Below are 25,216 nucleotides of genomic sequence, written 5' to 3' on the forward strand. Positions count from 1 at the left end.
CAGGACTAAGTACGCGTAAAGGCGCGGGGAATATTCCCCGCGCCTTTACGCGTATCCGGACCCCCTGAGGACCGGTGGCCAAACCGGACCTTAGTATGGAGGAATGGAAGACGTCATTGTTGTCACCGGCCCCTCCACACTCAACGGGTCGGTGACCGTCCCGGGGGCCAAGAACTCGGTACTGAAGCTGATGGCAGCAACGCTGCTGGCGCAGGGACGTTCCACCATCACCAACGTGCCGAATATCCAGGACGTCTGGATTATGTCGGAACTGCTCCGCCGGCTGGGCTGCGCGGTTGACTACGACGCCGACGCAGCGGAGGTACGGATCGACGTTCCAGCCGTCCCCGGGCACCAGGCCGACTATGACCTGGTTCGGGCCATGAGGGCATCGATCTCCGTCCTTGGGCCGCTGGTGGCCCGCTGCCGGCGTGCTGAGGTTGCCCTGCCCGGCGGAGACGCCATCGGCTCGAGGGGACTGGACATGCACCGGGCCGGGCTGGAGGCGATGGGCACTTCGATTTCCATCGACCACGGCTACCTGATCGCTTCTGTTCCGGAAGGCCTGCACGGCGCCCGCCACATCCTTGATTTTCCATCGGTTGGCGCAACCGAGAACATCATGATGGCCGCCACCCTGGCCCGCGGCACCACGGTGATCGACAACGCGGCCAGGGAACCGGAAATCACCGATATTGCGCAGATGCTGTGCTCCATGGGGGCGCGCATTAGCGGGATCGGTTCCAACACGCTCGTGATCGAAGGTGTTGAAAGTCTTTCTCCGGTGACGCACCGGGTTGTTCCGGACCGGATTGTTGCCGGTACGTGGGCCTTCGCAGCGGCTATCACGGGAGGGAATATCGAGATCCGCAACGCGGACCCGCGTGCCCTGACCATGGTGCTGGACAAGCTTTCCCAGGCTGGCTGCGCCGTGGAAACCGGCCAGGACAGTTTTACAGTCAAAGGACCGGCACGCCCGGAACCGATCAATGTTTCCACCCTCCCATACCCGGGGTTTCCCACTGACCTCCAGCCCTTCGTCGTCGCCCTTAACGCCGTGTCCACCGGTTCGGGCATGGTGACGGAAAATGTCTTCGAAGCCCGCTGGGGGTTCACGTCCGAGCTGGCCCGCCTGGGCGCCGTAGTGCGCCTGGACGGACACCACGCCCTGATCCAGGGAGTCTCGCGCCTCTCCGGCGCACCGGTGGAGGCGAACGACATCCGGGCCGGGGCCGCACTCGTCATCGCCGGACTTGCAGCAGAGGGAACCACCGAAGTGCGGGGAGTGGACCACATTGACCGCGGGTACGAGCGTTTTATGGAATCACTGCGGGGCCTCGGCGCCAACGTCCTGCGCCGCCGCAGCTGACGCCGCCCAGGCACCGCTTCCGTACCCGGTGCAGGAGAGCGTCCGGGCAGCAGAAAAGCGGGGACCGTTCGGTCCCCGCTTTTGCTGGTGCTGCGTACTTTTGCTGGTGCTGAGAACTAGAGGGCGGTTACGCCGGTGGCCTGGGGGCCCTTGGCGCCCTGGCCGATCTCGAACTGAACGCGCTGGTTCTCATCCAGGGTCTTGAACCCGTTGGACTGGATTTCCGAGTAGTGGACGAAAACGTCTCCGTCGGAATCATCCGGAGTAATGAAGCCAAAACCCTTTTCCGCGTTAAACCATTTGACGGTTCCCTGTGCCATTTGCCTGTCTCCTTTATTGCTGGAACTGTACCGGCACACTTCGTGCCTGTGGTTGTTACCGAAGCGGGAAGTCCAGGTTCCCTGCCGGTAAGGCAGTTCCTACAGGAGCTTCACGCTCGCAACCGTCTTGCGAGCATGAAAAACACCTACACAAAGACTGGTTATAGAATTACATACCACTAATGACCCGTCAATGGATTCGAAGAAAAACTTCGGAGATTTTTTCGGCACGTTTTGCGGCCATTAACCGGGCCGTCAAAGTGCTCAGAACAGGCGCGACTCGACGTCGTCCACACCGCGCATTTCGTCGTAGTCCAGGGTTAGGCAATCAATGCCGCGGTCCGCAGCAAGAACGCGTGCCTGCGGTTTGATCTGCTGGGCGGCAAAGACCCCGCGGACAGGTGCCAGGAGGGGATCGCGGTTCAGCAGTTCAAGGTAGCGGGTGAGCTGCTCCACGCCGTCGATGTCCCCGCGGCGCTTGAGCTCGACGGCTACGGTGCCGCCGTCGGCGTCGCGGGCCAGGATGTCCACCGGTCCAATGGCAGTCATGTACTCACGGCGGATCAGGGTGTAGCCCTCGCCCAGCTTCGTGATCTGCTCCGCCAGCAGGCGCTGGAGATCTGCTTCCACGCCGTCCTTGATCAGTCCGGGATCGGTTCCCAGCTCATGGGCGACGTCGGAGAGATGCTCGTACACGCTGATCACCAGCTTGTCGTCGGTCTTGGCGCTCTGGACGTTCCAGACCTCAACAACACCGGCCTCGGCGTCGTCCGGCGCCGGTTCCGTGATCCGGAGCGTAGCGGGCGGACTCATCCAGTTCAGCGGTTTATACGAACCGCCGTCGGAATGGATCAGCACGGAGCCGTCCGCCTTCACCATCAGCAGGCGGGTAGCGAGGGGCAAATGGGCACGGAGGCGGCCGACGTAGTCAACGGAGCAGCGGGCTATCACTAAACGCACAGTTGCACTTTACCGGCTCCGCTGCGGCAAGATGGACTCATGCCCCGCTCCAACCGTCCCCGCCGGCAGCTGCCGGCTTCCAGCACGGCCGCGGGACGCAATGCACGCCGCAAGTGGGCGGCCCCGGTCCCTGACATTGACCTGGAACGGGCGCGGGCCGGGCTGCCGCAGCGCGAGTCGGCCTCCGACGGCGAATGGTCGGTGCGCCGGATCACCGCCAGGAATGCTGCCAAGGACTACCGCTGCCCGGGCTGCGGGCAGATTATTCCGCCCGGGATCGAGCATCTGGTGGTCTGGCAGGAAGACTCCCTCTTTGGCAGGCAGAGCGCGGTCGAGGACCGGCGCCACTGGCATGCCCGGTGCTGGCGCACCCGTCCGGGTTCCGCTCCGCGCCGCTAGCCCCGGTCGTTCCGGAACCGGCTAGATCCGGTCCTGCCGGGCAATGACTACTTCCTTCATCAGCAGCAGCACCGCTGCGGCGGTGGGAATAGCGATCAGGGCGCCGAGCACGCCCAGGAGGGTTCCGCCGGCAATGACGGCGATGACCGCCACTGCGCCGGGAACCGCCACCGCCCGCTGCATAACGCGCGGAGAAACGAAGTAGGCCTCAAACTGCAGGTAGGCCATGTAGAGAATGGCGAAAACCACCGCCGTCTGCCAGCTGGCCGTGAGGGCGACGAGCGAGACCAGCACCAGTGCGATCGGCGGGCCGACCAGCGGGATGAAGGCCAGGAGCGCGACGACGAATGCCAGCAGCACGGAGAACGGAACTCCGGTGATGGTCATGATGATGAACGCGTAGAGGGCGTCAAGCAGTGCCACGAAGCCCTGGCCGATGACGTAGTTCCCCACGCTTCCGGTGATTTCCTCCGAGAGGGCTTCCACCCGCCTGCGGCGGCTGCGCGGTGCCAGCCGGTAGGCCCATTTCTTCATCGACGGCAGCGAGGCCAGGAAGTAGAGCGTCAGCACCAGGATGATCAGCGCGCCGAACAGGCCGTTGGCGATGACTGTGCCAACGCTAAGGACCCCGCCAAAGATGCCGCCCACCGCGTCAGCGTTGGAGAAGAACTTCTGCACCTCTTCATCCACGCGTTCGCGGATCTTGAACTGTGCCTCAATGGTGACGAAGAAGTCGGAGGAGAGGAACCGGTCCACATAGCTCGGGGCATTGTTCACGATTTCAGTGGTCTGGCTGACGATCGTGGGGATAAGGGTGGCGAAGAATGCGGTGACGGCTCCGGCAAGGACGACCACCACTATGGCTATGCCCGCGGGCCGGGGGACTCCCCGTGCGCTGAGCCAGCGCACCACCGGGTCAAGGCCAAGGGCGATGAAAAGTGCAGCACCAATCCAAACCAGCAGTTCCCCGACGTTGGTGATGATGAAGAACAGCAGCAGGGCAAAGCCCACGCCAACCGTGAACATAAAACCGAACCGGATGGGGTGTTTATCCGGGCCGGCGCCGGTCACGTTCGGAGGCTGGGCGCCTCCGAACCGGCGTCGTTCATCCGAAAGCTTGGCGTCCGGGTCCACCTCCGGTTCGGGAAGGATCTCCAGTTCCTCCTCTTCCGGCGGGAAGTCGAACTGTGGGCGGGGACGTGCACCCGGGATTCGGGAGACCATGCGCCAGACACGTGAGCTGGCCGAACTCAGCCGCTCGCGGCGGGTGGGAGGGGCACCCGGCGCAGGGAGTGGTTCGTCGACGGGAAGGTCCCGGTCTTCGCTCATCTGGCTTGCTCTCCCTCGGTGCCTGTACTGCTGCTCGGGGTGTACCGTGCCGCGCCAGATTATCAGTCGTATACCGGCTGCGGGCGAAGGCCCGCTGCAGGGACCCCCAGGGGAGCCCCGGATGCCCAAATGTGCTCTTGGAGGGGCTTTCGTTACCATAGGGTTATAAAGCAACCGCCAATGAGGATGACCATAGGGGCATCACGTCCCGTTCCCGCTGCCCAAGCGGAGGACCGTGACCAACGATAGGTAAGCTGTGCGAAACAAAATTGCAGTTCCGCTGATAGTGCTCGGAATCCTGATGATGCTCATCGGGATTGGCCAGCGCACGCTGTGGGCTCCGCCCGAAACCGTAACGGCCCAGGCGCCCCAGGATGCCGGAACCGCTCCGGTCGCCGTGCTGGAGGCTGACCTGCTGGCCTCGCGGCCGGACGGCGCAGAGATCAGGGTGCGGTCCGCGGACCCCGTGTTCCTGGCAGTCGGCCGGTCAGCCGACGTCGATGCCTGGGTTGGCGATGCAGCCGTCACGCGGATCTCCGCAGGCACCGAGGATTCCCTCAGCGCGCAAACTGCCGAGGGCGAAACAACGGTCCCGAATCCGGCCGGGTCAGACCTCTGGGTCAGCGAGGAAGCCGAGGACGGCGAGGTCTCCTATACCTGGACCGCGCCGGCCGCCGGAGACTTCTCGGTACTGATCGCCTCCGATGGAACTGCACCGGCTCCCACCGATATCACGCTCAGCTGGGCCAACGACGAAGGAACGCCGCTGGCGGTTCCGCTGATCATCGCCGGTGCACTGGCCGCCGTGCTTGGTCTGGCGCTTGCCTTCCTGGCCCGCAGCGGCGGCAAGCCGACCCCGCCTGCACCCGGCAGCCGCCGTGCAGTACGGGAATCCGACACCGCTGCCCAGCGAATCGTAGCCCGCCGGGGCGCCGGTGCTGCGTCGTCGTCTGCCACGAACACCGCACCCCGCACCGCAGCCGGGATTACCGCCGCGGTACTGGCCGGCGGCCTGGCAGTGAGCATGGTTCCCGGTGCCGCAACCGCAGCCGAAACCAGTGCTCCCGAGGAGAACTATCCGGTGGTGCTGGACGGGCAGCTGGCCAGGATCCTCAGCTCTGTTGCCGGGACGGTCCAGAAGGCAGACGCAGCCAAGGACGCGAAGCTGCTGGCTGACCGCACCGCCTCAACGGCACTGGAGCTGCGGAAAGCCAACTATGCAGCGGCTGCCAAGGTCCCTGACACGGAGGCTCCCGCTGCTGTCGCAGCTGCTCCGCTGCTTACCGACCTCGTCGCCACGGGGACAGAGTTCCCGCGGACGGTCATTGCCGTTACCCAGGGGGAGAACAACACCGTTCCCCAGGCACTGATGCTGGTGCAGGAATCCGCGCGGGAAAACTACAAGCTTGTCTCAGCGATCCAGATGCTGCCGGGCACAACATTCCCCCAGCCCCCGGCTGACGGAGCGGGCGTGGAAGCCGCAGCTGCGGACTCCGATGAGGACCTGGCCCTCGCACCCCAGGCATCAGTCGAGGCGCTGGCAGACGCACTGACCAACCCGGACGGTGACAACAAGGGAACTTTCGCACCGAACAGCTTTGCGGAGGCAGTTACCAAGTTCCAGGCCGAGGTGACGGCCAACCCGGACAACGAGTTCGCAACCATCACGTTCAAGCACACTCCGGTTGCCGCCGACACCAGGGCACTTCGGACAGCGGACGGCGGGGCGATCGTCTTCGGCTACATGTCCCACGACTACTCCAGCGTGCCGCGCGAAGCCGGCGACTCGATCAACCTGGAGGGCACCATTTACGAGAGCCTGACCGGTGAGAAGAACACCGAGAAGGGCATCGACGTCACCTACGGCGAGGCAGTGATGCTGTATGTGCCTCCGGCCGGCAGCTCCGACCAGGTTGAGGTCATTGGCGCAGCGCAGGAACTGCTCTCCGCCAAACTGAAGTAAGGAAGCGTTCATTACCGGCGGCGCCGCAGGCAACCAATGCCTGCGGCGCTGCTGCCGTTTCAGCAGAACCTGCGGGGACACTTGCCCGGCAGCACAGTGCCCGTATTAGGGTTGAGGCCATGAGTACACCGAACCACCGCCCTGCGCCTGCACCCTCCATGAACCTTCGGGGAGCAGTGGACCTTTCCGCACTCAAGAACCGGGCCAGTGCTCCTCCGGCCGCACCGGCACCGGCCGGGGGAGAGGGCGCAGGCGGCTCTTCCTATGTGGTGGAGGTTTCAGAGCAGACCTTCCCGCAGGTGGTGCAGCTTTCGGCGACCGTTCCGGTGATCGTGAACCTGTACTCGGCCCGCAGTCCGGAATCCGCCGAGGTTACGGCCGTGCTGGAGCAGGAAGCTGCAGGACGGCGGGGAAAGGTGCTCCTGGCCAACGTTGACGTTGATGCCCACCCGCAGATCGCCCAGGCATTCCAGGCAGCGTCGGTACCCACCGTCGCCGCCGTCATCAAGGGCCAGCCGGTCCCGCTCCTGGACCGTGCAGTTCCGGCGGAGCAGATCCGGGCGCTCATTACCGAACTCATGCAGGTGGCCGAGGCCAACGGCGTCAGCGGGAGTCTCGGAGAAGGCGGTGCCGCTGCCGAGGAAGAGGCGCCGCTCCCGCCGCTGCACCAGGAAGCCTACGACGCGATCGTTGCAGGGGACTACGACGGCGCTGCGGCCGCCTACCGGAAAGCCCTGGCGGAGCAGCCCGCTGATGCTGACGCAAAAGCCGGGCTGGCACAGGTTGAACTGATGCAGCGGCTCAGGGACGCAGATGCTGAGGCGCTCCGCTCTGCCGCCGCTCAGGAACCGGACAACGTGGATGCCCAGCTTGCCGTGGCGGACCTGGACATGTCCGGCGGCCATGTTGAGGACGCTTTCAACCGGCTGATCCGGCTGATCAGCCGCACCTTCGGGGAGGACCGGGAACGCATCCGCGTGCGCCTGCTGGACCTTTTCGAGATTGCGGGACCGGCCGATCCCCGTGTGACCAAGGCCCGCTCGGCTCTGGCCCGGGCTCTGTTCTAGGACTATCCGGGCTTTCCGGTCCCCACCCTCTGCCGCAACCTCCTGCGCAGGCCTAAGCTGAAACAGCCGGGCAGCGCAGGGGGACAGGCAGCCTCGCCGGTCCTGGATCCGGCCCGGCCCAGGACATAGGGACAGGCGGAACCCGATTCCGGGCCCGCCGGGACAGGAGAGTACCAAATGTGCACAGGCATCAGATTCTCTGACGGCAGCGGAAACCTCTATCTGGCGCGGAACCTGGACTGGACGGCAGGCTACGGGGAACGCGTGGTGCTGACTCCCACGGGGTACGCGACGCGGTCTCCGTTTGGTGCAGTGCCCCGGATCCGCCACGCCGTGATCGGCATGGGAATCGTGGAAGAAGACACACCGCTGTACTTCGACTGCGGCAACGACGCGGGCCTGGCCGTCGCAGGCCTCAACTTCCCGGGATACGCGGACTACGCGGCGGAACCGGCGGACGGTGCCGTGAACGTTGCCGCCTTCGAGTTTCCGCTCTGGGTTGCTTCGCAGTTTGCCAGCGTTGACGAGGTCGAGGCTGCCCTCGGCCAGGTAGTCATTGTGGACAAGCCGATCAACGAGAAGTACCCGAGCTCCCTGCTGCACTGGATCATCGGGGATTCGACGCGCGCGATAGTCGTGGAATACACCAGCGACGGCATGCACGTCTTCCAGGACGACGTTGACGTCCTGACGAACCAGCCAGGTTTTGGCTGGCACCACGAGAACCTGCGCAACTACCTCAGCGCTTCGCCTGACTATCCCGAGAAGGTTGTGCTCAATCGGGCCGACCTGGTGCCGTTCGGGTCAGGTTCCCTTATGCGGGGAATTCCGGGGGACTACTACTCTCCGTCGCGGTTCGTACGTGCGGCGTACGTCCACGCGCATTACCCGGGCAAGGACACCGAGGAAGAGAATGTCAGCCGGGCGTTCCACACGCTGCAGCAGGTCGCGATGGTGGAGGGCAGCGCGGCCATGGGATCGGGCGAGTTCGAGAAAACTATTTACACCGGCCTGTTCTCCTCCCGGACCAACAGTTATTACTGGAACACATATGAAGACCCCTCAGTCCATTCCGTGTCGATGGCAGACCATCCCTCCGGCGGGACGGACCTGCTGGTGTTGTAACCGGAGCCTCCACAGGGCCCCTAGTCCGCGCGGTGGGTGCGGCGCACATCTTAATTTTGCGGATTTCGTCCGCAAGATGGATGGCCGCAAGGCTCCAGGTTGCTAGATTTCAGGTATGAGCCAAACACCTGATCCTTCCGCAATGCCCGGAGGGAACCAGCAGCCCGACCCTTCCGTTTCGACACCCGCGGAGCAGGCGCCCTCGGCAGCCGCACAAGCCGTACCCGCCCTTGCAATCCGCGGACTGGCCAAGCGCTTCGGAGCGAAGATCGCCGTCAACGGCATCAACCTTGACGTGCCTGCCGGGTCCTTCTACGGCCTGGTTGGCCCCAACGGTGCGGGAAAGACGACTGCCCTGTCCATGGCGACCGGACTGATGCGCCCGGATTACGGCCAGGTCTGGGTCCACGGTGTGGATGTCTGGGAGCAGCCTCTCGCTGCCAAGAAGCTTATGGGCGTGCTTCCCGACGGGGTGCGGCTCTTCGACCGGCTGACCGGCGAACAGCTGGTGACCTACGCCGGACTGCTGCGCGGAATGGACCGGGACACCGTGGCCGAGCGGACAGCGGACCTCCTGCGTGCGCTTGACCTCTCTGCCGACGCAGGCACCCTGGTGGTGGACTACTCAGCCGGCATGACCAAGAAGATCGCACTGGCATCGGCATTGATCCATGCTCCGCGGCTGTTGGTCCTGGACGAGCCCTTCGAGGCCGTGGACCCGGTCTCCGCAGCGAACATCCGGGACATCCTGGCGGACTACGTCTCCTCCGGCGGAACGGTCATTGTTTCCAGCCACGTTATGGACCTGGTGCAGCGCATGTGTGACCACGTTGCCGTGGTCGCGGCCGGGAACGTCCTCGCGGCCGGGACCGTGGACGAAGTCCGTGGCGGACAGAGCCTGGAAGAGACCTTCGTCAACCTGGTGGGCGGCCGCAGCACCTCGGAGGGCCTCTCATGGTTGCGTACCTCCTAAAGCTCAAACTCATCCTGCTGCGCAACTCACTGCGACGCAGTCCCTGGCAGATCGTCGGCATCGTCTTCGGGGCGCTCTACGGCATCGGAATCCTGACCCTCCTGATCGGTGCGCTCTTTTTCCTTGGAATGAGCGATCCCGCCCTGGCGCGCACCGTCGTCATCCTGGCGGGGTCGGCACTGCTGCTCGGCTGGGGGCTCGTTCCGCTTCTCGCCACCGGCGTCGACATGACCCTCGACCCCGCACGCTTCGTGACCTTCGCGATCCCCATGCCCCAGATGCTCACCGGTCTGGCGCTCGGATCACTGATCGGCATCCCCGGACTCATCACGCTGCTCGCTTCCCTGGCACAGGCCTTTTCCTGGTGGGCACACCCTGCTGCCGTGCTGGCGGGAATCCCGGCGGCACTCATCGCTGTGATGTCCTGCGTTGTCCTGGCCAGGATGACTGTCGCCGCCACAACGTCGCTTGCCAGTTCGCGGCGGTTCAAGGACGTCGCGGGCCTGATCGCCATCGTGCCGCTGGTACTGATTGGCCCCATTTTCGGGACGATGGCCACGGCGTTTTCAGCGTCAGGGAACTTCCTGGCTGATCTGGCGGACGGACTCGCCTGGACTCCCTTTGGGGCCGCGTGGGCCATCCCGGGGGATATCGCAATGGGAAATCCCGGAGCAGCCGCCGCGAGATTCGTGATCGCCGCCGCCTTCCTGGCGCTGATCACCTGGGCCTGGAAAGTCCTGCTGGCCCGTGCGCTGGTTACGCCGGCACACAACGCGACTGCCCGCCGGGGCGCCGGTAAGCTGGGCTTCTTTGCCCGATTCCCGGCAACACCCACCGGCGCCGTCGCCGCGCGTGCACTCACGTACTGGATCCGGGATCCCCGCTACGGCGCTTCCCTGATCATCATTCCGGCGCTTGTCGTAGTGCTGGTCTTCACCGGCATCCAGGGCGGAGAGGGAATCCCTCCGGTGGTGCTTGGCCTCGGCCCGCTGGTGGCCTTCCTGCTCGCGTTCGGCATCTCGGCGGACATCTCCTACGACAACACCGCCTTTGCCCTCCACATTTCCACCGGGGTCTCCGGGACAGCAGACCGGGCCGGCCGTGCAATTGCCTGCGCAGTCTTCGCCCTTCCTGCCACGCTGGCGGCAGCGGTGGTGCCGCCGGTGCTGATTGGTCAGCCGGAAGCCATACCGGTTCTTCTCGGGCTCTCGCTGGGACTGCTGCTGAGCGGGCTGGGGCTCTCGAGTGTGTTCTCTGCCCGCTACACCTACAACGTGCCGCTGCCGGGGGAGAACGCCTTCAAGACCCCTCCGGGTTCCACGGGACGCACCATGCTGGTCCAGTTCCTCTGGCTTGCAGTGCAGTTCGTGATCGCGCTGCCCCTGCTGGTCCCTGCGGCACTGTATACGTTCGGCGCGGGCGGCTGGTGGGGCTGGGTCACTCTGGTGCTGGGAGTGCTGTACGGCTCGGCGGCCATGATCGCCGGTATCCGGATTGGCGGCAAGTGGCTGGACCGGCGTGCGCCGGAGGTTCTTTTGGCTGTTTCGGTCAACAAGTAGCTCCACCCCGCAGTACTAAGATGGGGGCATGACTCTGCCTCCTGATCCCTTCGAATCCGATCCCATGCGCCGGGCCGACAGCGGTTCCTCCACCGCAGTCATCGAGCGTGAAGAACAGCGCGAACTGGTTGAGCCCGGTGACGCGGAACGGTTCTCGCATTACGTGCGCAAGGAAAAGATCATGGAATCGGCCCTGTCCGGTGAACCGGTCATTGCCCTCTGCGGCAAGGTCTGGACCCCGGGCAGGGACCCGAAGAAGTTCCCGGTCTGCCCCACCTGCAAGGAAATCTACGAAGGCCTGCGCCCCGGCAAGGACAAAGGCGACAAATAAGCCGCTGCACCTCCCAGCCCTTCGTCGCCGTCGCATCCTGGCGCGGCAGTAAGTCCTGATGCCCTTATGAGTGAGCCCCTGCCCGCGGACCGGCGTGAGGGCGCGATGTCCGCTGCGTTCCGGCCGCTGACCCTTGGTGTGATCGCGATCGTCACCTGCGTGGCGTTCGAAGCCATGGCAGTCACGACGGCGATGCCCGTGATCGGCGCTGACCTCGGTGCCGGTGCGGGCTACGGCCTTGCCTTTTCCATGTTCCTGACCGCTTCCCTGCTCGGGTCGGTGCTGGCCGGATCCCGGTGCGACGTTGAAGGTCCGCGCAGGTCGCTGATCACCGGCATGGCCCTGCTGATCGCCGGGCTGGTGCTTTCTGCGGCGGCCGGTGAGTTCTGGCTGGTAACGGCCGGACGGGCCGTGTCAGGACTCGGCAGCGGTGCCATGGTGGTGGCGCTGTACGTAATCATCGGGCAGGTCTATCCATCGAAGCTGCAGCCGGTGATTTTCGGCTGGGTGGCCACTGCCTGGATCCTGCCTTCCATGGTGGGCCCGCTCGCAGCGGGACTGCTGGCACAGTACGCCAGCTGGCGGTGGGTTTTCGCCGTCGCCATTCCAATTGTCCTGATCGCCGCTGCGCTGGTCTGGCCTCGGGTGCGCCATCTCGGGCCGCCGGACAGCCCGGATCTTGACCGGGCGCTGGGCCGCAGGCGCGCGGTCTGGGGTCTTTTCCTGGCCGGAGGCGTCTTCGCGGCGCAGTGGGCCGGGAACGAAGCCGCTGCTGCAGGGTCCGTCTTCCTCGGAGTCCTTACGGCCGCGGGTGTCCTGGCAGCAGTGGCAGCCCTGGCCGTGCTGCTTCCGCGGGGGACACTGTGGCTGCGGAGGGGCCTTCCGTCAGTGGTGGCGACACGCGGATTGATCAACGCTGCTTTCGTGGCAGCAGAAGCCTTTATGCCGGTTATGCTCCTTGCCGTTTACGGCGTGAGCCCGGCCACGGCCGGAATCGCGCTGACCGCCGGCGCGGTAGGCTGGGCCATTGGATCCTTCCTGCAGGCCCGGGTACCCGGTGACCGGCGCCACCTGCTCCTGGCAGGCGGTTCGGGCCTGCTGACCCTGTCCATTGGCGGTACCGGACTGATGGCCGGCGCGCAGGCGCCCTTCTGGCTCCTGGTGGCTGTCTGGTCGCTGGCAGGCGTGGCCATGGGTGCGGCATTGTCCAGTACCTCCGTGCTGGTCCTGGACGCGTCCTCGGCAGCGGACCGGGGGCAGAACTCGGCGTCGCTCCAGCTCGCCGACCAGGTGGGTGCCGTGGCCGGCACCACCGTTGGGGGAGTGCTGCTCGCCGTACTGGTACAGCGTGAACCTGTGGGCCAGGAATCCGGATATGCCCTGATGTGGCTGGCCCTCGCGGCTTTTGCCGTGATTGGAACAGCTGCGGGCATCCGCAGTGCAAGTGTTAGACCAAGTACCGGAAAGGTGCATTCCCAAGCGTGAGTCCCGATACCCTGTTCGGCGGCGGACCGGCGCTGCCCCCTGCCTACCCGGAACGGGCAGCCTGGGGAACAGCCCCGAAGCTGCGCCAATGGCAGGCAGAAGCCCTTGAAAAGTACTTCGCCAAGAATGACAGCGATTTCCTCGCCGTCGCTACTCCGGGCGCAGGCAAGACGACGTTCGCCCTGCGTGTGGCAACCGAGCTGGTTGACCGCGGAATCGTCAACCGGATCACTGTGGTTGCTCCCACGGACCACCTCAAGCGCCAGTGGGCGGATGCCGCAGCACGCGTCGGGCTGGCACTGGACCCGAACTTCAAGAATGCCGACGGCCGACACGGCCACGGCTTCATTGGTGTAGCCGTTACCTACGCCCAGGTGGCAAGCAAACCCATGCTCCACCGTGCCAAGACGGAGGCAGCCCGTACCCTGGTGATCCTGGATGAGATCCACCACGGCGGAGACGCCCTGTCCTGGGGCGACGGAATCCGTGAAGCCTTCGAACCGGCGACGAAGCGGCTGGCCCTGACCGGTACGCCGTTCCGATCCGATACAGCGCCAATTCCCTTCGTGGAGTACATCGAGGACGGTGCCGGGATCCGGCGGTCCAAGGCTGACTACACCTACGGCTACGGCCAGGCACTGAAGGACCACGTCGTCCGTCCGGTGATGTTCATGGCCTACTCCGGACAGATGCGCTGGCGCACCAGCGCCGGCGAAGAGATGGCGGCCTCCCTCGGTGAGGCAGCCGTCACCAAGGACATCACCGCCCACGCCTGGCGCACCGCGCTGAACCCTGCCGGGGAGTGGATCCCCGCGGTCCTGGCAGCTGCCGACAGGCGGCTCAGCGAAGTCCGGCGTGCCGTTCCCGACGCCGGCGGACTGGTCATCGCCACGGACCACGAGGACGCCCGTGCCTACGCAGGGCAGCTGAAGAAGATCACGGGGGAGTCACCCACGGTGATTTTGTCTGACGATGCGAAAGCCTCGGACAAGATCGATGAGTTCTCGGCGGGCACCCAGCGGTGGATGGTCGCCGTGCGCATGGTGTCCGAAGGCGTGGACGTGCCGCGCCTCGCCGTCGGGGTCTATGCCACCTCCACCGCGACGCCGCTCTTCTTCGCCCAGGCTGTGGGACGCTTTGTGCGTGCCAGGAAGCGGGGCGAAACGGCGTCGGTCTTCCTGCCCTCCGTGCCGCACCTGATGATCCTCGCGAATGAGATGGAACTGGAGCGTGACCACGCCCTGGACCGGCCCGAGAACCACCTCGAAGAAGAGGGATTCGGCCTGGACGATTCGCTGATGGAAGCAGCCAACCGGGAGGAAAAAGCCTCCGGCGAGCTGCAGAAGCAGAAGTTCGAGGCCCTGGAATCGCAGGCGTCCTTCGACAGGGTGCTCTTCGACGGGGGCGAGTTCGGTACCGGGGGCGAGCTGGGCAGCGAGGACGAGCTGGACTTCCTGGGCATCCCCGGACTGCTGGACCCGGACCAGGTGACAATGCTGCTGCGTCAGCGCCAGCAGGAACAGCTCACCCGGCGCGGGCGCAAAAGAACCGAGGAAACGGTCCCGGAGGAGCTGCCGTCCGTGGCGGACCACCGGCACCTGACGGAACTGCGGGCGCAGCTGGCCAAGAACGTCTCCGCCTGGTCGGCCCGGTCCGGCATGCCGCACGGTGTGGTGCATTCGGAGCTGCGCCGGATCTGCGGCGGCCCGGCCGTGGCGCAGGCGAACGAGGAACAGCTCCAGAAGCGGCTGGCCAAGCTGCAGGACTGGTTCATCGGCCGCAAGTAGCCCGCCCTTTCGATGTGGTGGAGGAGCTAGAGGTCGAGCAGCTCGACCCCTGCATCCTCAAGTTCATCAAGGGCCGCCAGGACGTCCACCTTGTCCAGCCCGCGGCACAGCTCCGGAATGACGTAGGTGGCGTAGCCGGCGGCCACGGCGTCCAGTGCCGTTGCCTTCACACAGTAATCAGTGGCCAGGCCTACGATCACCACTTCGTCCACACCGTTGTCCCGCAGCCAGTCGTCCAGGCTGACGGCGTCCTCGTCCGGCTCCGGCTCCGCGTCGGGGTCGCCCAGCGGAACTTCGACATCCGGGGCCAGAAGCCCTTCGAAACCGGAGTAGGCGGCCTCGTACTGCCCTTTGCGGAAATACGCGTCGATGAACTCCGTGTCCAGGTCCGGGTTCAGTGCGGCTCCGTGGGTCCCTGCCACGCAGTGCACCGGCCAGGAATCCCGGAAGTTCGGATTGTCGGAGAAATGGCTGCCGGGTTCAATATGCCAGTCCTGGGTTGCTGCGACGACGGCGTACCGGTCCCGTGAGGTCTCGATGTAGTCGCTGATTTCCGCAGCGGTGTCATTGCCTCCCGGCACGGCCAGGGAACCGCCCTCACAAAAGTCGTTCTGGACGTCAACCACAATCAGTGCACGGGTCATCGGGTTTCCTCCTCGAATTCGGTCGGGATCACAGGCTCGCCGCGCTGCAGGCGGTAAGCAGGCGCCGGCAGTTCAACCAGCGAAGCATCGTGCCGGGCACGGGCGCGGGTGACAGCCTCCGGCCCGGTCCAGCCTTCCTGTACAACGCCGTCGGAGACGAAGGTCTCCAGCAGCTCGCGGTCATCGCCGTCGTTTGCCGGACGGGCGCCGACGCCGACTACCTCCGCCACGGCGCGGCCGCGTTCGTTCAGGCGGCGGAGGGCGTATTTGCGCCCGCCCAGGGAAGCCTTGTTCTTCGCGGCCTTGGCAACGGAGACGAAGTTGCCGTCCGAGCCTTCCCGGCTGACCAGCTTGTACACCAGCCCCGCAGTGGGGGCACCGGAACCCGTCACCAGGGATGTGCCGACGCCGTAGGTGTCCACGGGCGCGGAAGCCAGGGCTGCAATGGCGTATTCATCCAGGTCTGAGGTCACCATGATCCGGGTCGACGTGTTCCCGAGATCGTCCAGCAGCTCGCGGACCCACTGGGCCTGGGCCACCAGGTCACCGGAGTCCAGCCGGACGCCGCCCAGCTTGTGCCCGGCAACGGCAACGGCATTGCGGACGCCCTGTTCGACGTCGTACGTGTCCACGAGCAGGGAGGTATTGAGTCCCAGCGAAGCGGTCTGGGCCCTGAACGCATCCATCTCCGAGTCATGGAGCAGCGTGAAGGAGTGCGCTGCGGTGCCGACGGTCTTGATGCCGTAGCGAAGCCCGGCTTCCAGGTTGGAGGTGCTGTCGAACCCGGCGATGAACGCCGCACGTGCGGCGGCGACGGCGGCTTCTTCATGGGTGCGGCGCGAGCCCATTTCAATGCACGGACGGCCCCCGGCGGCGCTGGTCATCCGGGAAGCGGCGGAGGCAATCGCACTGTCATGGTTGAGCACGGACAGGATCAGGGTCTCAAGGATGCAGGCTTCACCGAAGCTGGCTTCGACCTGCAGGATGGGGGATCCGGGGAAGTACACGTCCCCTTCCGCGTACCCGGTGATGGTGCCGGTGAAACGGAAATCGGCCAGCCAGGCCAGCGTCCGGTCATCCACGACGCCGGTGGACCCGAGGAAATCCAGCTGGGCTTCCTCGAAACGGAAACTGCCCAGTGCCTCGAGCAGCCTGCCGGTGCCGGCGACTATCCCGTAGCGCCGTCCATCCGGCAGCTTCCGGGCGAAGGCCTCGAACACTGAGCGCCTCTCGGCGGTCCCGGCGTGCAGGGCGGCCTGCAGCATGGTCAGTTCGTAGTGGTCGGTGTACAGGGCAGCATTTGGCTGCTGCCACGCGGTGGTAGCGTTCACACCCAAAACTCTAACCCGCCGTCCCCGGCCTGCGCCGCACCCGCTCACCTGTTGGCCGCACCCGCACGGCGGGCCAAACTACAATTGGCACCATGAGCGTAGCCACCCTCCCGGGCACCGGGACACAGACCGACTCCCGGACTGCAGAGCAGACTGCCACCGATGTGCCCTGGGTCGTGATCGTCTGGAATGATCCGGTAAACCTGATGAGCTACGTCAGCTACGTCTTCCAAAGCTACTTCGGCTATTCGGAGGCGAAGGCCAACCAGCTGATGCTCCAGGTCCACAACGACGGCAAGTCGGTAGTGGCCACCGGCCCCCGCGAAGAAGCCGAACGACACACCCTGGCAATGCACTCCTACGGTCTCTGGGCAACGTTCCAGAAGGCCGACCAGTCCTAACCAGGCCCGCACACCACAGGAAAGGTCGCTTTGGCTACCGGATTCAAGCTCACCCGCAAGGGAATCACCGCCCAACTGGAGCCGGGGGAGCGCTCACTGCTGCGCGGCCTGTTCTCCGACGTCACAACCATGCTGGAACCGGAGTCTGCCGCCCATGAGGATCCGCTGGCAGCCATGGTGGGCCTGGACGCCAGTGCCGAGGTCCCCGGGGATCCGGCAATGCTGCGGCTGCTGCCCGACGCGGTTCGGGAGAACGACGCCGATGCCCTCGAGTTTCGGCGGCTCACCGAACGTTCCCTGAGGGAAGGGAAAATCGGCTCGCTCCGGGCCGCCTCCCTGGCCCTTGAATCCAGCCCGCTGAACCTGGACCCGGCACAGGCCCGTCATTTCGCCCAGGCCCTGAACGACGTGCGCCTGGTGCTTGGATCCCGGCTGGGACTTGAAACGGATGAGGATGCAGAGGCCCTGCATGACATCACGGAGCCGGGTGATGCGCAGAACGTCGACGAGTACCTGGCCCTTGTCTACAACTTCGTCACCTGGCTGCAGGAAACCCTGATGAAGGCCCTGCTGGACAGCCTGCCCCGGCGCTGACGGTCCGCACGGCAGCGGCCCCGGCAGCGGCAATTGTGACCAAGACCACGGATTCCCGGGTGCGCCCTGTCCGGGCCGGGGACTATTGTCAATACATCATGAGCTCTGACCATCCGGGTACTTCGCCGCTGAAGGACGACCTGCCGAAGACCACTGACGCACCGATCGGAATTTTCGATTCGGGAGTTGGTGGCCTGACGGTTGCCCGTGCCGTGATTGACCAGCTGCCAAACGAATCCATCCTCTACGTCGGAGACACGGCACACGGACCGTATGGCCCGCTGCCGATCGCCGACGTGCGGGCCTACGCACTGGGCGTTATGGATGAACTGGTGGACGCCGGCGTCAAGCTCCTGGTGATTGCCTGCAACTCCGCTTCGGCCGCCGTCCTGCGCGATGCCCGCGAGCGCTACACCGGCCGCTACGGAATCCCCGTCATCGAAGTCATCCAGCCGGCCGTCCGCAGGGCTGTCGCTGCGACGAGGTCCGGACGCATCGGCGTGATTGGCACCGCCGCGACGGTGAGCTCAAGGGCCTACGACGACACGTTCGCGGCAGCCCCGCACCTGACGGTGTCCTCAGTGGCCTGCCCCGCGTTCGTCGAGTATGTGGAAGCCGGAGTTACCGCCGGACCCGAACTCCTTGAGGCGGCGGAAAAATACCTGGCACCGCTGAAGGACGACGGCGTTGACACCCTGGTTCTGGGCTGCACCCACTATCCACTGCTTACCGGCGTTATCTCCTACGTGATGGGTGAGAACGTCACGCTGGTTTCCAGTGCGGAGGAAACCGCGAAGGACGTCTACAAGGCACTGCTCACCCACGGACTGCAGCGCGGGGCAGGGGTGCCGCCGCGGCATCGCTTCGTTGCCACCGGAGACGCGGAATCCTTCGAGCTGCTTGCCCGCCGGTTCCTCGGACCCGAAGTGGTGCGCGTGGAGCACGCAGACTCGGTTGCTGCCAGGTATCCCACGGGGGTACTGGCACGAATCACTCCCGAAATGATCGCTGCCGCGCGTGCCCAGGCCGGTCTGCCGGCAGCCGGCGCGGCCCTGGGGAACGGTGCCCGGTGAAACTGACAATCGTGGGCTGTTCGGGTTCCTTCCCGGGCCCGGCCTCGCCCGCCTCCTGCTACCTCGTTACCGCCAATGACGGCGAACGGGACTGGCGCATCCTCCTGGACCTGGGCAACGGCTCACTCGGCACGCTTCAGCGCTACATGGACATCAAGGACATCGACGCTGTCCTCATCACTCACCTGCATCCGGACCACTTCATGGATCTCTGCGGGCTGCACGTGGCCGTGCACTGGGACCCCAATGGCTGGAACCGGGACCGCGTGAAGGTATACGGCCCGGAGGCCACCGCGGACCGGATCGCGGTTGCCTACGGCCTGGACCCGGAACCGGGTATGCATGAGGACTTCGAGTTCCTGTCCTGGACCGCCGGCGTCCCTGTCCGGATCGGACCGTTTACGGTGACCCCGTACCCCGTGTCCCACCCGGCGGAGGAAGCCTATGCGCTTCGGGTGGAAGCAGCGGTGCCTGCCAAGGACGGCACCGAGGTAATCCGTACCCTGGCCTATTCCGGGGATACAGATTCCTGCCCCGGGCTGGAGGAAGCTGCGCGGGACACTGACGTGTTCCTCTGCGAAGCCGCATTCCATGAAGGCCGCGACGACGCGATTGCCGGTGTGCACCTGACGGGCAAGCGTGCCGGGGCCGCTGCCACTGCTGCCGGCGCCCGCCGCCTGCTGCTGACCCACCTGCCGGTCTGGAACGACGCGAACAGGGCCGTCGCCGAGGCAAGGGAAACCTACAGCGGAGACCTCGCCGTCGCCGTCGCCGGTGTTTCCTATGATGTGGGCACCGCGTTTGTTCCGCCGCTCGCCGTCGAACGGCTCTCCCCGCCCCTTGGCCACCCCTCGGAAGGACGTCCGGTAAGCGGCCGATAGACTGGGGCGCATGACTACAGCTTCTTCGCCTGCCCTGCGTGCCGACGGCCGCACCCCTGACCAGCTCCGCAGCATCAGCATTACCCGCGGCTGGTCCAGCCAGGCCGAGGGCTCGGCACTGATCGAGTTCGGCAGCACGCGCGTGCTGTGCACTGCCTCCCTCACGCCCGGAGTTCCCCGCTGGCTCAAGGGCGAAGGCAAGGGCTGGGTCACCGCTGAATATGCGATGCTGCCGCGGGCCACGAATACCCGCAATGACCGCGAATCGGTCAAGGGCAAGATCGGCGGACGCACCCACGAAATCTCCCGGCTCATCGGACGCTCCCTCCGCTCGGTCATCGACACCCGTGCCCTGGGCGAGAACACCGTAGTCCTGGACTGCGACGTCCTGCAGGCCGACGGCGGCACCCGCACGGCGGCCATTACGGGCGCCTATGTGGCCCTTGCGGACGCGCTGGCCTGGGCCAAAGAGAACAAGCTGGTGGCACGGAACGCCGAACCTCTGCTGGATACCGTGGCTGCGGTCAGCGTCGGCATCATTGACGGCGTGCCGATGCTGGACCTGCCGTACGTGGAAGACGTCCGGGCGCAGACCGACATGAACGTGGTGGTGACCGGCAGCGGCAAGTTCGTGGAGGTGCAGGGCACCGCCGAAGGAGCTCCGTTCGACCGCGCCGAACTCGATGCACTGCTGGACCTGGCACTGCTCGGCACCTCTGAGCTGGCCGATATCCAGCGGCGCACGCTCGCAGGCCAGTGACCGCCCCCGGGCCCCGGCTGGTGCTTGCCACCCGCAACGCCGGAAAACTGAGGGAACTGCGCGAACTGCTGCGCGGACGGATCGAAGGACTCGACGTCGACACCCAGGTGATCGACGCCGCCGCTGCCGGCGTGCCCGACGTTCCCGAAACGGGAGTCACGTTCGAAGAGAATTCCCTGCTGAAGGCACGCGCCGTGGCAGCGGCCACCGGACTGCCCGCCATCGCCGATGACTCCGGGCTGTCAGTGGACGTCCTGGGCGGTGCGCCCGGCATCTTCTCGGCCCGCTGGTCCGGGGTGCACGGCAACGACCAGGCAAACCTCGATTTGCTGCTGGCACAGCTGGCCGATATCGGCCCGGAACACCGGGGTGCTGCCTTTATCTGTGCAGCTGCGCTGGCAGTGCCGGGCGGCCAAGATGTCGTAGAGCACGGTGAGCTGCGGGGAACCCTGCTGGCGCAGCCGCGGGGGAGCGGAGGTTTCGGCTACGATCCGATCCTGCAGCCGGTCGGCGAGACGCGCAGCTGTGCGGAGCTCTCCGGGCCGGAGAAGAACGCCATCAGCCACCGGGGCCAGGCTTTCCGGGCACTGCTTCCGGCCATTGTCCGGGTGCTGGCGGGGTCTGAACCCGAGCAACTGACGTGAAATACGCCACTGGCTGAGGCCGGCGGGCCCTGCGGAGCCGGTCCCGGGCGGCCCGCTTCGTTCTTGCCCCGCGGGGGGATAGGGCACAATTGGTTCCGATATGAGTATCCTGACCAGCGCCTCCGTTGACCCTGCCAGCTCCGAATCGGCCCTGGGAGGGGTCGCCCAGTGGGCCGTGGACATCATGGAGGCGATCGGCGCCCCTGGTGCCGGCCTGGCAATCGCACTCGAGAACCTCTTTCCGCCGCTTCCCAGTGAAGTAATCCTTCCGCTGGCCGGTTTCGCAGCCAGCCAGGGCAACTTCTCCCTGGTTGAGGCGCTGATCTGGACCACGCTCGGTTCACTTCTGGGCGCGTGGGCGCTTTATGGCCTGGGAGCCTGGCTGGGACGTGACCGGATGCGGGCCATCGTCGCCAAGGTTCCGCTGGTGGACATCGAAGATGTCGACAAAGTAGAGGCGTGGTTCAACCGGCACGGCTACAAAGCGGTGTTCTTCGGCCGGATGATTCCGATTTTCCGGTCCCTGATTTCAATACCGGCGGGCATCGAGAAAATGCCCACGCTCAAGTTCCTCGGCCTCACCTTCGCGGGCAGCCTGATCTGGAATTCAATCTTCGTGTTCTCCGGCTTTTTCCTGGGTGAAAGCTGGCACATCGTGGAGGAGTACGCCGGAATTTTCCAGAAGATCGTGATTGCCGCAGTTCTTGTCGGCGGCATCTGGTACCTCACCACGAAGATCCGGTCCTACCGGCGGAGGAAGGCCCAGCGCGCGGCCGAAGAGTCCTGACGTGGGAGTGGATTTCACCTCCATCGACTTTGAAACAGCCAATGGATTCCGCGGATCACCCTGCTCCGTTGGGCTGAGCAAAGTCCGCGGGGGACGGATCGTCGAGGAAGCCTCCTGGCTGATGCGGCCACCGGAGGGCCATGACTTCTTCGACCGGCGCAACACCCGGATCCACGGCATCGAGGAACACCAGGTGGCGGACAAGCCGCGTTTCGGGGAACTGTTTCCAGAGATCGGCGCGTTCATAGGGGATGACCTCCTCGTGGCCCACAATGCCGCGTTCGACCTGGGCGTGATTCGCTCCGCCCTGGAGGTTTCCGGCCTGGCCGGACCCGCCTACGACTACGCGTGCACGGTTGTTCTTTCCCGCCGCACGTACTCCCTGCCCTCACATTCGCTGCCGTTCGTGGCCGAGGCCGCCGGCGTCCCGCTGGAACACCACCACGACGCAACCGCAGATGCCCGGGCATGTGCCGGAATCATGATCGATATTGTTGCGCGCTCAGGGGCCGGCAGTCTGGCAGAGTACTTCGCGCTGCAGGGCCTGCGCCCTAACCATGCCCCGGCGTACCGCCCTGGCCTGGACGAGCTGTCCAAAGCCACACGGGACGCGCTGGAGCGCGGAACCGGTACAGCTGCCACTGCTGGTTCATCGTTTGGCGGCTGGCCGTCCGAAGGCGTAAACCCGCCCCCGAACCCGGCGGCACAGCCGGGACATCCCCTTTACGGCCAGACCATCGTCTTTACCGGAAACCTCGGGATGCCCCGTCAAAACGCGAAGGACCGCGCCGCGGAGCTGGGTGCGCGCCCGGCCAGCAACGTTACGCGTGCCACCACCGTGCTGGTGGTGGGCGACGGCTTCGAGGCCGGTGACCTGCGCAACGGGCGGGTCACCGGGAAGGCCCGCCGCGTACTGGAACTGCATGAACGCGGGCAGCGGATTGAAGTGCTGTCCGAGGCTGAGTTCCTCCAGATGATCGGCGGCACCTGGCCTGTGGGCAGCCAGTAGGCCGTACGAATACCGTGCTTCGCCCGGTTTCTCTTCCGGCACCTTGAGCCAGGGGTGAGAGTTAGCCGACCGTGACGCCCAGCAGGGCCTCGGCCATCTTCTCCACGGTTACCCGGGCATCGATGGCGGCGGCCCACTCTGCAGGCATGGCCTCCCGGCCGTAGAGCACTCCGAGGATGTTTCCGGTGACTGAGGCAGTGGAGTCGCTGTCGCCGTCGTGATTTACCGCCAGCGCAGCAGCCTTGCGGAAATGCTGTTCCGGTGAACCGGCATCTGCTGTTGCCAGCGCGGCGTAGAGACCAATGGCGAGGGCTTCCTCCGCTACCCAGCCTTCACCGAGTGCCGCCTTGAGGCGTTCCGGCGAAGGACGGGACTGCCCGGCCAGGTCCTCCGAAGCGAGCGCCACGGCGGCTTCGAGGCGTTGGGCCAGTTCAGGGACCCCACTGGCTGCGGCACGTTCGACGGCGTTGGCCGCGGCGGCCTGCAGGGTGGCATCCGCCGGCAGCAGATCATGGATGAGGGTGCTGAACACGGCGGCACTGTGCAGGGCCGAAGGATGCCCGTGTGTCAGGGCCGCGCCGTCGGCGCTGAACTTGTAGACGGTCTCCGCGGCAACATAGGGGAGCAGCCCGAACGGTGCTGACCGCATCACGGTGCCGCAGCCCTTGGAATCCGGGTTCACCGGCCGCTTGCGGGTCCCCATTTCTCCGGTGAGCAGCCCCGAAAGGCAGGCATTGCCGGGCGCGCGGCGGTGGTGCAGGACTTCCTGCCCGTCGATCCAGCGGTCCGGCTGGTCCGGTGCGTTTACGGGCAGGGCCTCGCCCTGGGTCTTGAGCCAGCGGAGGTAGGCCAGCCAGAGGCAGGCCGTCTCGTCCGCGCCAACGCCGTCATTGGCCCATTGCAGGACTTCAACCAGGCCGTCAACGGTGTACAGCGTCATCTGGGTATCGTCGGAAACGGGGGCGGGCAGTTCCAACTGGTCAAAGCCGGTGAGTCCGGACGGCCCAAACCGCGCCCGGATGCCTTCAGCGGAATCGAATTCAACCGCGTAGCCCAGGGCATCGCCCAACGCGCCGCCCAGAAGGCAGCCGTGGACCTTCGAGCGGAAACTGGATGGATCAACCGGGGGCAGGGCAGCGGAATTATTCACTGTTCCAGCATAGGTCGCGGCGGGCCAGGTCCCTGTGCGGAGCAGCAAGTGTATGCTCAGTGCGCACCCAGCAGCCTCACAGGAACCGGTGGAAGGCTGGGGTGTTTGTGCGTCCGCTGCACGTTTCGCGTGCGCAGCGGGTCCGCATGAGGTACACCCGTTTTCACCAACTGACAAGGAACCACACCTTCATGACTGCAGAGCCACATTTCCCAGCCGGCGCCCGCGCCGCAGCTGTTGAGACCGAGGGCACAACGATCACGTCCCTGCGCTCCTACGGGCTCCTGGGCCGCAGCGTCGCCGAAGCGGCGGGTTCCTTCCTGCTGGTGCTGGCAGGCCTGGGAGTCTCCTTCTTCAACCCGTCCGGCGGGCTGTCTGCCCCGCTCGCCTTCGGCCTGGTGCTGGCAGCGGCGATGATCGCTTTCGGATACATCTCCGGGGGCCACTTCCTGCCCACCATCACCATTGGCAGCGCGCTGGCCGGCCGTACCTCCTGGAAGTCCGTGGTGCCCTACATCGTGGCGCAGCTCGTCGGCGCCCTGTTTGCGGCACTGATTCTGTGGGTCTCCATGACCGGTCACCCGCAGATTCCCGAAACCCAGCCGTTCTTCGCCGCCGTGGCCAACGGTTTTGGTGAACACTCAGCAACGCAGTTCCCGGTAGCCGGAGCACTGCTGACTGAGGTTATTGCAGCGGCGCTGCTGACCGCCGTCTTCCTCGGTGCCGGAAGCCGCCTGGCTTCCGCTGCCGGTGCCTTCGCCGTCGGCGTCACCTACGCGGCCCTGCTGACCTTCCTGGTTCCCATCACGGGCGGCTCCATCAACCCGGCCCGCTCCACCGCAGTTGCTGTCTTCGCCGAGCCGTGGGCGCTGGAACAGCTGTGGCTGTTCTGGGCCGCACCGCTGCTGGGTGCAGCCATCACCGGGCTGATCTACCGCAGCATGGATTACGCGGCACCGGCCGTCGTGGCAATCATTGAAGACGACGAGCTCCTGGCTGAGGACGAAGACGCGGCAGCCGAGGCCGCTTCCGGGGCCTCAGCGGCAGCAGGCAGCGAACACGATGTCCGGCACACCGCTGCAGACGACGCCGATGCCCGCGGTTTCTTCGAGTCCGGGGAGCCCGGCAAGGCACCGGAGTCCGGTTCTGCAGACGCTGACGGCGACGATCCTAACGGCCGTCCCCGCAGCTGATTGCCGGCCTTCGGCACGGATGCTGACCGCCCGCCGGTGACATTTCCCGTTCAGACATGGGTCTGGCGATGGGGTGTCACCG

The 25,216-nt window shown here is 65.7% G+C and carries 25 protein-coding genes; 19 read left to right on the plus strand and 6 right to left on the minus strand.

The window, feature by feature from the left end; translation table 11 throughout:
• The first annotated feature begins 103 nt into the window (after positions 1-103).
• Positions 104-1,369: a UDP-N-acetylglucosamine 1-carboxyvinyltransferase gene (murA, locus tag FYJ28_RS10965; protein WP_154579301.1), complete on the plus strand. Its 1,266-nt coding sequence runs from the start codon at positions 104-106 to the stop codon at positions 1,367-1,369.
• Positions 1,370-1,485: 116 nt separating this feature from the next.
• Here murA and FYJ28_RS10970 read toward each other — a convergent pair whose 3' ends face one another.
• Both FYJ28_RS10970 and nucS read right to left on the minus strand, forming a co-directional pair.
• On the minus strand, positions 1,486-1,689 hold the full coding sequence (locus tag FYJ28_RS10970; RefSeq protein WP_055239636.1) for a cold-shock protein: 204 nt from the start codon (positions 1,687-1,689) through the stop codon (positions 1,486-1,488).
• A 264-nt stretch (positions 1,690-1,953) separates the two neighbouring features.
• The gene (gene nucS / locus FYJ28_RS10975; RefSeq protein ID WP_055239637.1) at positions 1,954-2,649 is read right to left on the minus strand and encodes an endonuclease NucS; all 696 of its coding nucleotides are present in this window, start codon (positions 2,647-2,649) and stop codon (positions 1,954-1,956) included.
• A gap of 39 nt (positions 2,650-2,688) precedes the next feature.
• Here nucS and FYJ28_RS10980 point away from each other — a divergent pair, with 39 nt between their 5' ends.
• Positions 2,689-3,048, plus strand: a complete 360-nt coding sequence (locus tag FYJ28_RS10980; RefSeq protein ID WP_055239638.1) for a hypothetical protein — start codon at positions 2,689-2,691, stop codon at positions 3,046-3,048.
• Between the two features lie 21 nt (positions 3,049-3,069).
• Here FYJ28_RS10980 and FYJ28_RS10985 read toward each other — a convergent pair whose 3' ends face one another.
• Positions 3,070-4,377 (minus strand): AI-2E family transporter, encoded by a 1,308-nt coding sequence (locus FYJ28_RS10985; RefSeq protein ID WP_154579302.1) that lies wholly within the window; start codon positions 4,375-4,377, stop codon positions 3,070-3,072.
• Between the two features lie 256 nt (positions 4,378-4,633).
• Between FYJ28_RS10985 and FYJ28_RS10990 the strand changes: the two genes are divergently transcribed.
• The 8 genes from FYJ28_RS10990 to FYJ28_RS11025 all read left to right on the plus strand — a co-directional run bounded on the left by FYJ28_RS10990 (position 4,634) and on the right by FYJ28_RS11025 (position 14,667).
• A complete protein-coding gene (locus FYJ28_RS10990) occupies positions 4,634-6,340 on the plus strand; it encodes a hypothetical protein (protein WP_154579303.1) in 1,707 nt (568 codons plus the stop codon).
• Between the two features lie 119 nt (positions 6,341-6,459).
• Entirely contained in the window at positions 6,460-7,407 is a 948-nt protein-coding gene (locus tag FYJ28_RS10995) for a tetratricopeptide repeat protein (protein ID WP_055239641.1), read from the plus strand.
• A gap of 177 nt (positions 7,408-7,584) precedes the next feature.
• Entirely contained in the window at positions 7,585-8,532 is a 948-nt protein-coding gene (gene bsh / locus FYJ28_RS11000; RefSeq protein WP_154579304.1) for a choloylglycine hydrolase, read from the plus strand.
• 115 nt (positions 8,533-8,647) lie between these two features.
• Positions 8,648-9,505, plus strand: coding sequence for an ABC transporter ATP-binding protein (locus tag FYJ28_RS11005; protein WP_082413288.1), 858 nt, complete (start codon positions 8,648-8,650; stop codon positions 9,503-9,505).
• Positions 9,487-11,064 (plus strand): transporter, encoded by a 1,578-nt coding sequence (locus FYJ28_RS11010; protein WP_154579305.1) that lies wholly within the window; start codon positions 9,487-9,489, stop codon positions 11,062-11,064. Before FYJ28_RS11005 ends, FYJ28_RS11010 begins: the two co-directional genes overlap by 19 nt.
• A 28-nt stretch (positions 11,065-11,092) precedes the next feature.
• The gene (locus tag FYJ28_RS11015) at positions 11,093-11,395 is read left to right on the plus strand and encodes a DUF3039 domain-containing protein (RefSeq protein WP_055239644.1); all 303 of its coding nucleotides are present in this window, start codon (positions 11,093-11,095) and stop codon (positions 11,393-11,395) included.
• Between the two features lie 66 nt (positions 11,396-11,461).
• On the plus strand, positions 11,462-12,880 hold the full coding sequence (locus FYJ28_RS11020) for an MFS transporter (protein WP_154579306.1): 1,419 nt from the start codon (positions 11,462-11,464) through the stop codon (positions 12,878-12,880).
• Positions 12,877-14,667, plus strand: coding sequence for a DEAD/DEAH box helicase (locus tag FYJ28_RS11025; protein ID WP_326831667.1), 1,791 nt, complete (start codon positions 12,877-12,879; stop codon positions 14,665-14,667). The genes FYJ28_RS11020 and FYJ28_RS11025 overlap by 4 nt, the downstream gene beginning before the upstream one ends.
• Positions 14,668-14,693: 26 nt before the next feature.
• Here the strand turns inward: FYJ28_RS11025 and FYJ28_RS11030 are convergent, their stop codons facing one another.
• Positions 14,694-15,311 carry a nicotinamidase gene (locus FYJ28_RS11030; protein WP_055239647.1) on the minus strand — a complete coding sequence of 206 codons (618 nt, stop codon included), beginning with the start codon at positions 15,309-15,311 and terminating at the stop codon, positions 14,694-14,696.
• On the minus strand, positions 15,308-16,642 hold the full coding sequence (locus FYJ28_RS11035) for a nicotinate phosphoribosyltransferase (protein ID WP_326831668.1): 1,335 nt from the start codon (positions 16,640-16,642) through the stop codon (positions 15,308-15,310). Before FYJ28_RS11035 ends, FYJ28_RS11030 begins: the two co-directional genes overlap by 4 nt.
• A 92-nt stretch (positions 16,643-16,734) precedes the next feature.
• On the opposite strand from FYJ28_RS11035, the gene clpS reads away from it, so the two are divergent.
• From clpS to FYJ28_RS11075, 8 genes are all read left to right on the plus strand, one after another.
• A complete protein-coding gene (gene clpS / locus FYJ28_RS11040; RefSeq protein ID WP_055239648.1) occupies positions 16,735-17,043 on the plus strand; it encodes an ATP-dependent Clp protease adapter ClpS in 309 nt (102 codons plus the stop codon).
• Between the two features lie 30 nt (positions 17,044-17,073).
• Positions 17,074-17,637 carry a DUF2017 domain-containing protein gene (locus tag FYJ28_RS11045; RefSeq protein WP_154579308.1) on the plus strand — a complete coding sequence of 188 codons (564 nt, stop codon included), beginning with the start codon at positions 17,074-17,076 and terminating at the stop codon, positions 17,635-17,637.
• 98 nt (positions 17,638-17,735) lie between these two features.
• On the plus strand, positions 17,736-18,710 hold the full coding sequence (gene murI, locus FYJ28_RS11050; protein ID WP_154579309.1) for a glutamate racemase: 975 nt from the start codon (positions 17,736-17,738) through the stop codon (positions 18,708-18,710).
• Positions 18,707-19,591, plus strand: coding sequence for an MBL fold metallo-hydrolase (locus FYJ28_RS11055; RefSeq protein ID WP_082413291.1), 885 nt, complete (start codon positions 18,707-18,709; stop codon positions 19,589-19,591). The genes murI and FYJ28_RS11055 overlap by 4 nt, the downstream gene beginning before the upstream one ends.
• A gap of 10 nt (positions 19,592-19,601) precedes the next feature.
• Entirely contained in the window at positions 19,602-20,351 is a 750-nt protein-coding gene (gene rph / locus FYJ28_RS11060; protein ID WP_154579310.1) for a ribonuclease PH, read from the plus strand.
• On the plus strand, positions 20,348-20,995 hold the full coding sequence (gene rdgB / locus FYJ28_RS11065) for an RdgB/HAM1 family non-canonical purine NTP pyrophosphatase (RefSeq protein ID WP_055239651.1): 648 nt from the start codon (positions 20,348-20,350) through the stop codon (positions 20,993-20,995). Before rph ends, rdgB begins: the two co-directional genes overlap by 4 nt.
• Before the next feature lie 100 nt (positions 20,996-21,095).
• Positions 21,096-21,782 carry a DedA family protein gene (locus FYJ28_RS11070; RefSeq protein ID WP_154579311.1) on the plus strand — a complete coding sequence of 229 codons (687 nt, stop codon included), beginning with the start codon at positions 21,096-21,098 and terminating at the stop codon, positions 21,780-21,782.
• 1 nt (position 21,783) lies between these two features.
• Entirely contained in the window at positions 21,784-22,791 is a 1,008-nt protein-coding gene (locus tag FYJ28_RS11075) for an exonuclease domain-containing protein (protein ID WP_055239653.1), read from the plus strand.
• Between the two features lie 61 nt (positions 22,792-22,852).
• On the opposite strand, the gene FYJ28_RS11080 is transcribed toward FYJ28_RS11075, so the two are convergent.
• Positions 22,853-23,941: an ADP-ribosylglycohydrolase family protein gene (locus tag FYJ28_RS11080; protein WP_326831669.1), complete on the minus strand. Its 1,089-nt coding sequence runs from the start codon at positions 23,939-23,941 to the stop codon at positions 22,853-22,855.
• 191 nt (positions 23,942-24,132) lie between these two features.
• Here FYJ28_RS11080 and FYJ28_RS11085 point away from each other — a divergent pair, with 191 nt between their 5' ends.
• The gene (locus FYJ28_RS11085; protein WP_195840655.1) at positions 24,133-25,134 is read left to right on the plus strand and encodes an MIP/aquaporin family protein; all 1,002 of its coding nucleotides are present in this window, start codon (positions 24,133-24,135) and stop codon (positions 25,132-25,134) included.
• Positions 25,135-25,216: the final 82 nt, after the last annotated feature.

The organism is Arthrobacter sp. BL-252-APC-1A, assembly GCF_009696625.1.
Classification (GTDB): Bacteria; Actinomycetota; Actinomycetes; order Actinomycetales; family Micrococcaceae; genus Arthrobacter_B.

Coding starts and splice junctions, on each gene's coding strand:
- murA (WP_154579301.1), top strand. CDS start 104: ATGGAAGACGTCATTGTTGTCACCGGCCCCTCCACACTCAACGGGTCG.
- FYJ28_RS10970 (WP_055239636.1), bottom strand. CDS start 1,689: ATGGCACAGGGAACCGTCAAATGGTTTAACGCGGAAAAGGGTTTTGGC.
- FYJ28_RS10980 (WP_055239638.1), top strand. CDS start 2,689: ATGCCCCGCTCCAACCGTCCCCGCCGGCAGCTGCCGGCTTCCAGCACG.
- FYJ28_RS10985 (WP_154579302.1), bottom strand. CDS start 4,377: ATGAGCGAAGACCGGGACCTTCCCGTCGACGAACCACTCCCTGCGCCG.
- FYJ28_RS10995 (WP_055239641.1), top strand. CDS start 6,460: ATGAGTACACCGAACCACCGCCCTGCGCCTGCACCCTCCATGAACCTT.
- bsh (WP_154579304.1), top strand. CDS start 7,585: ATGTGCACAGGCATCAGATTCTCTGACGGCAGCGGAAACCTCTATCTG.
- FYJ28_RS11005 (WP_082413288.1), top strand. CDS start 8,648: ATGAGCCAAACACCTGATCCTTCCGCAATGCCCGGAGGGAACCAGCAG.
- FYJ28_RS11010 (WP_154579305.1), top strand. CDS start 9,487: ATGGTTGCGTACCTCCTAAAGCTCAAACTCATCCTGCTGCGCAACTCA.
- FYJ28_RS11015 (WP_055239644.1), top strand. CDS start 11,093: ATGACTCTGCCTCCTGATCCCTTCGAATCCGATCCCATGCGCCGGGCC.
- FYJ28_RS11020 (WP_154579306.1), top strand. CDS start 11,462: ATGAGTGAGCCCCTGCCCGCGGACCGGCGTGAGGGCGCGATGTCCGCT.
- FYJ28_RS11030 (WP_055239647.1), bottom strand. CDS start 15,311: ATGACCCGTGCACTGATTGTGGTTGACGTCCAGAACGACTTTTGTGAG.
- clpS (WP_055239648.1), top strand. CDS start 16,735: ATGAGCGTAGCCACCCTCCCGGGCACCGGGACACAGACCGACTCCCGG.
- murI (WP_154579309.1), top strand. CDS start 17,736: ATGAGCTCTGACCATCCGGGTACTTCGCCGCTGAAGGACGACCTGCCG.
- rph (WP_154579310.1), top strand. CDS start 19,602: ATGACTACAGCTTCTTCGCCTGCCCTGCGTGCCGACGGCCGCACCCCT.
- FYJ28_RS11070 (WP_154579311.1), top strand. CDS start 21,096: ATGAGTATCCTGACCAGCGCCTCCGTTGACCCTGCCAGCTCCGAATCG.
- FYJ28_RS11085 (WP_195840655.1), top strand. CDS start 24,133: ATGACTGCAGAGCCACATTTCCCAGCCGGCGCCCGCGCCGCAGCTGTT.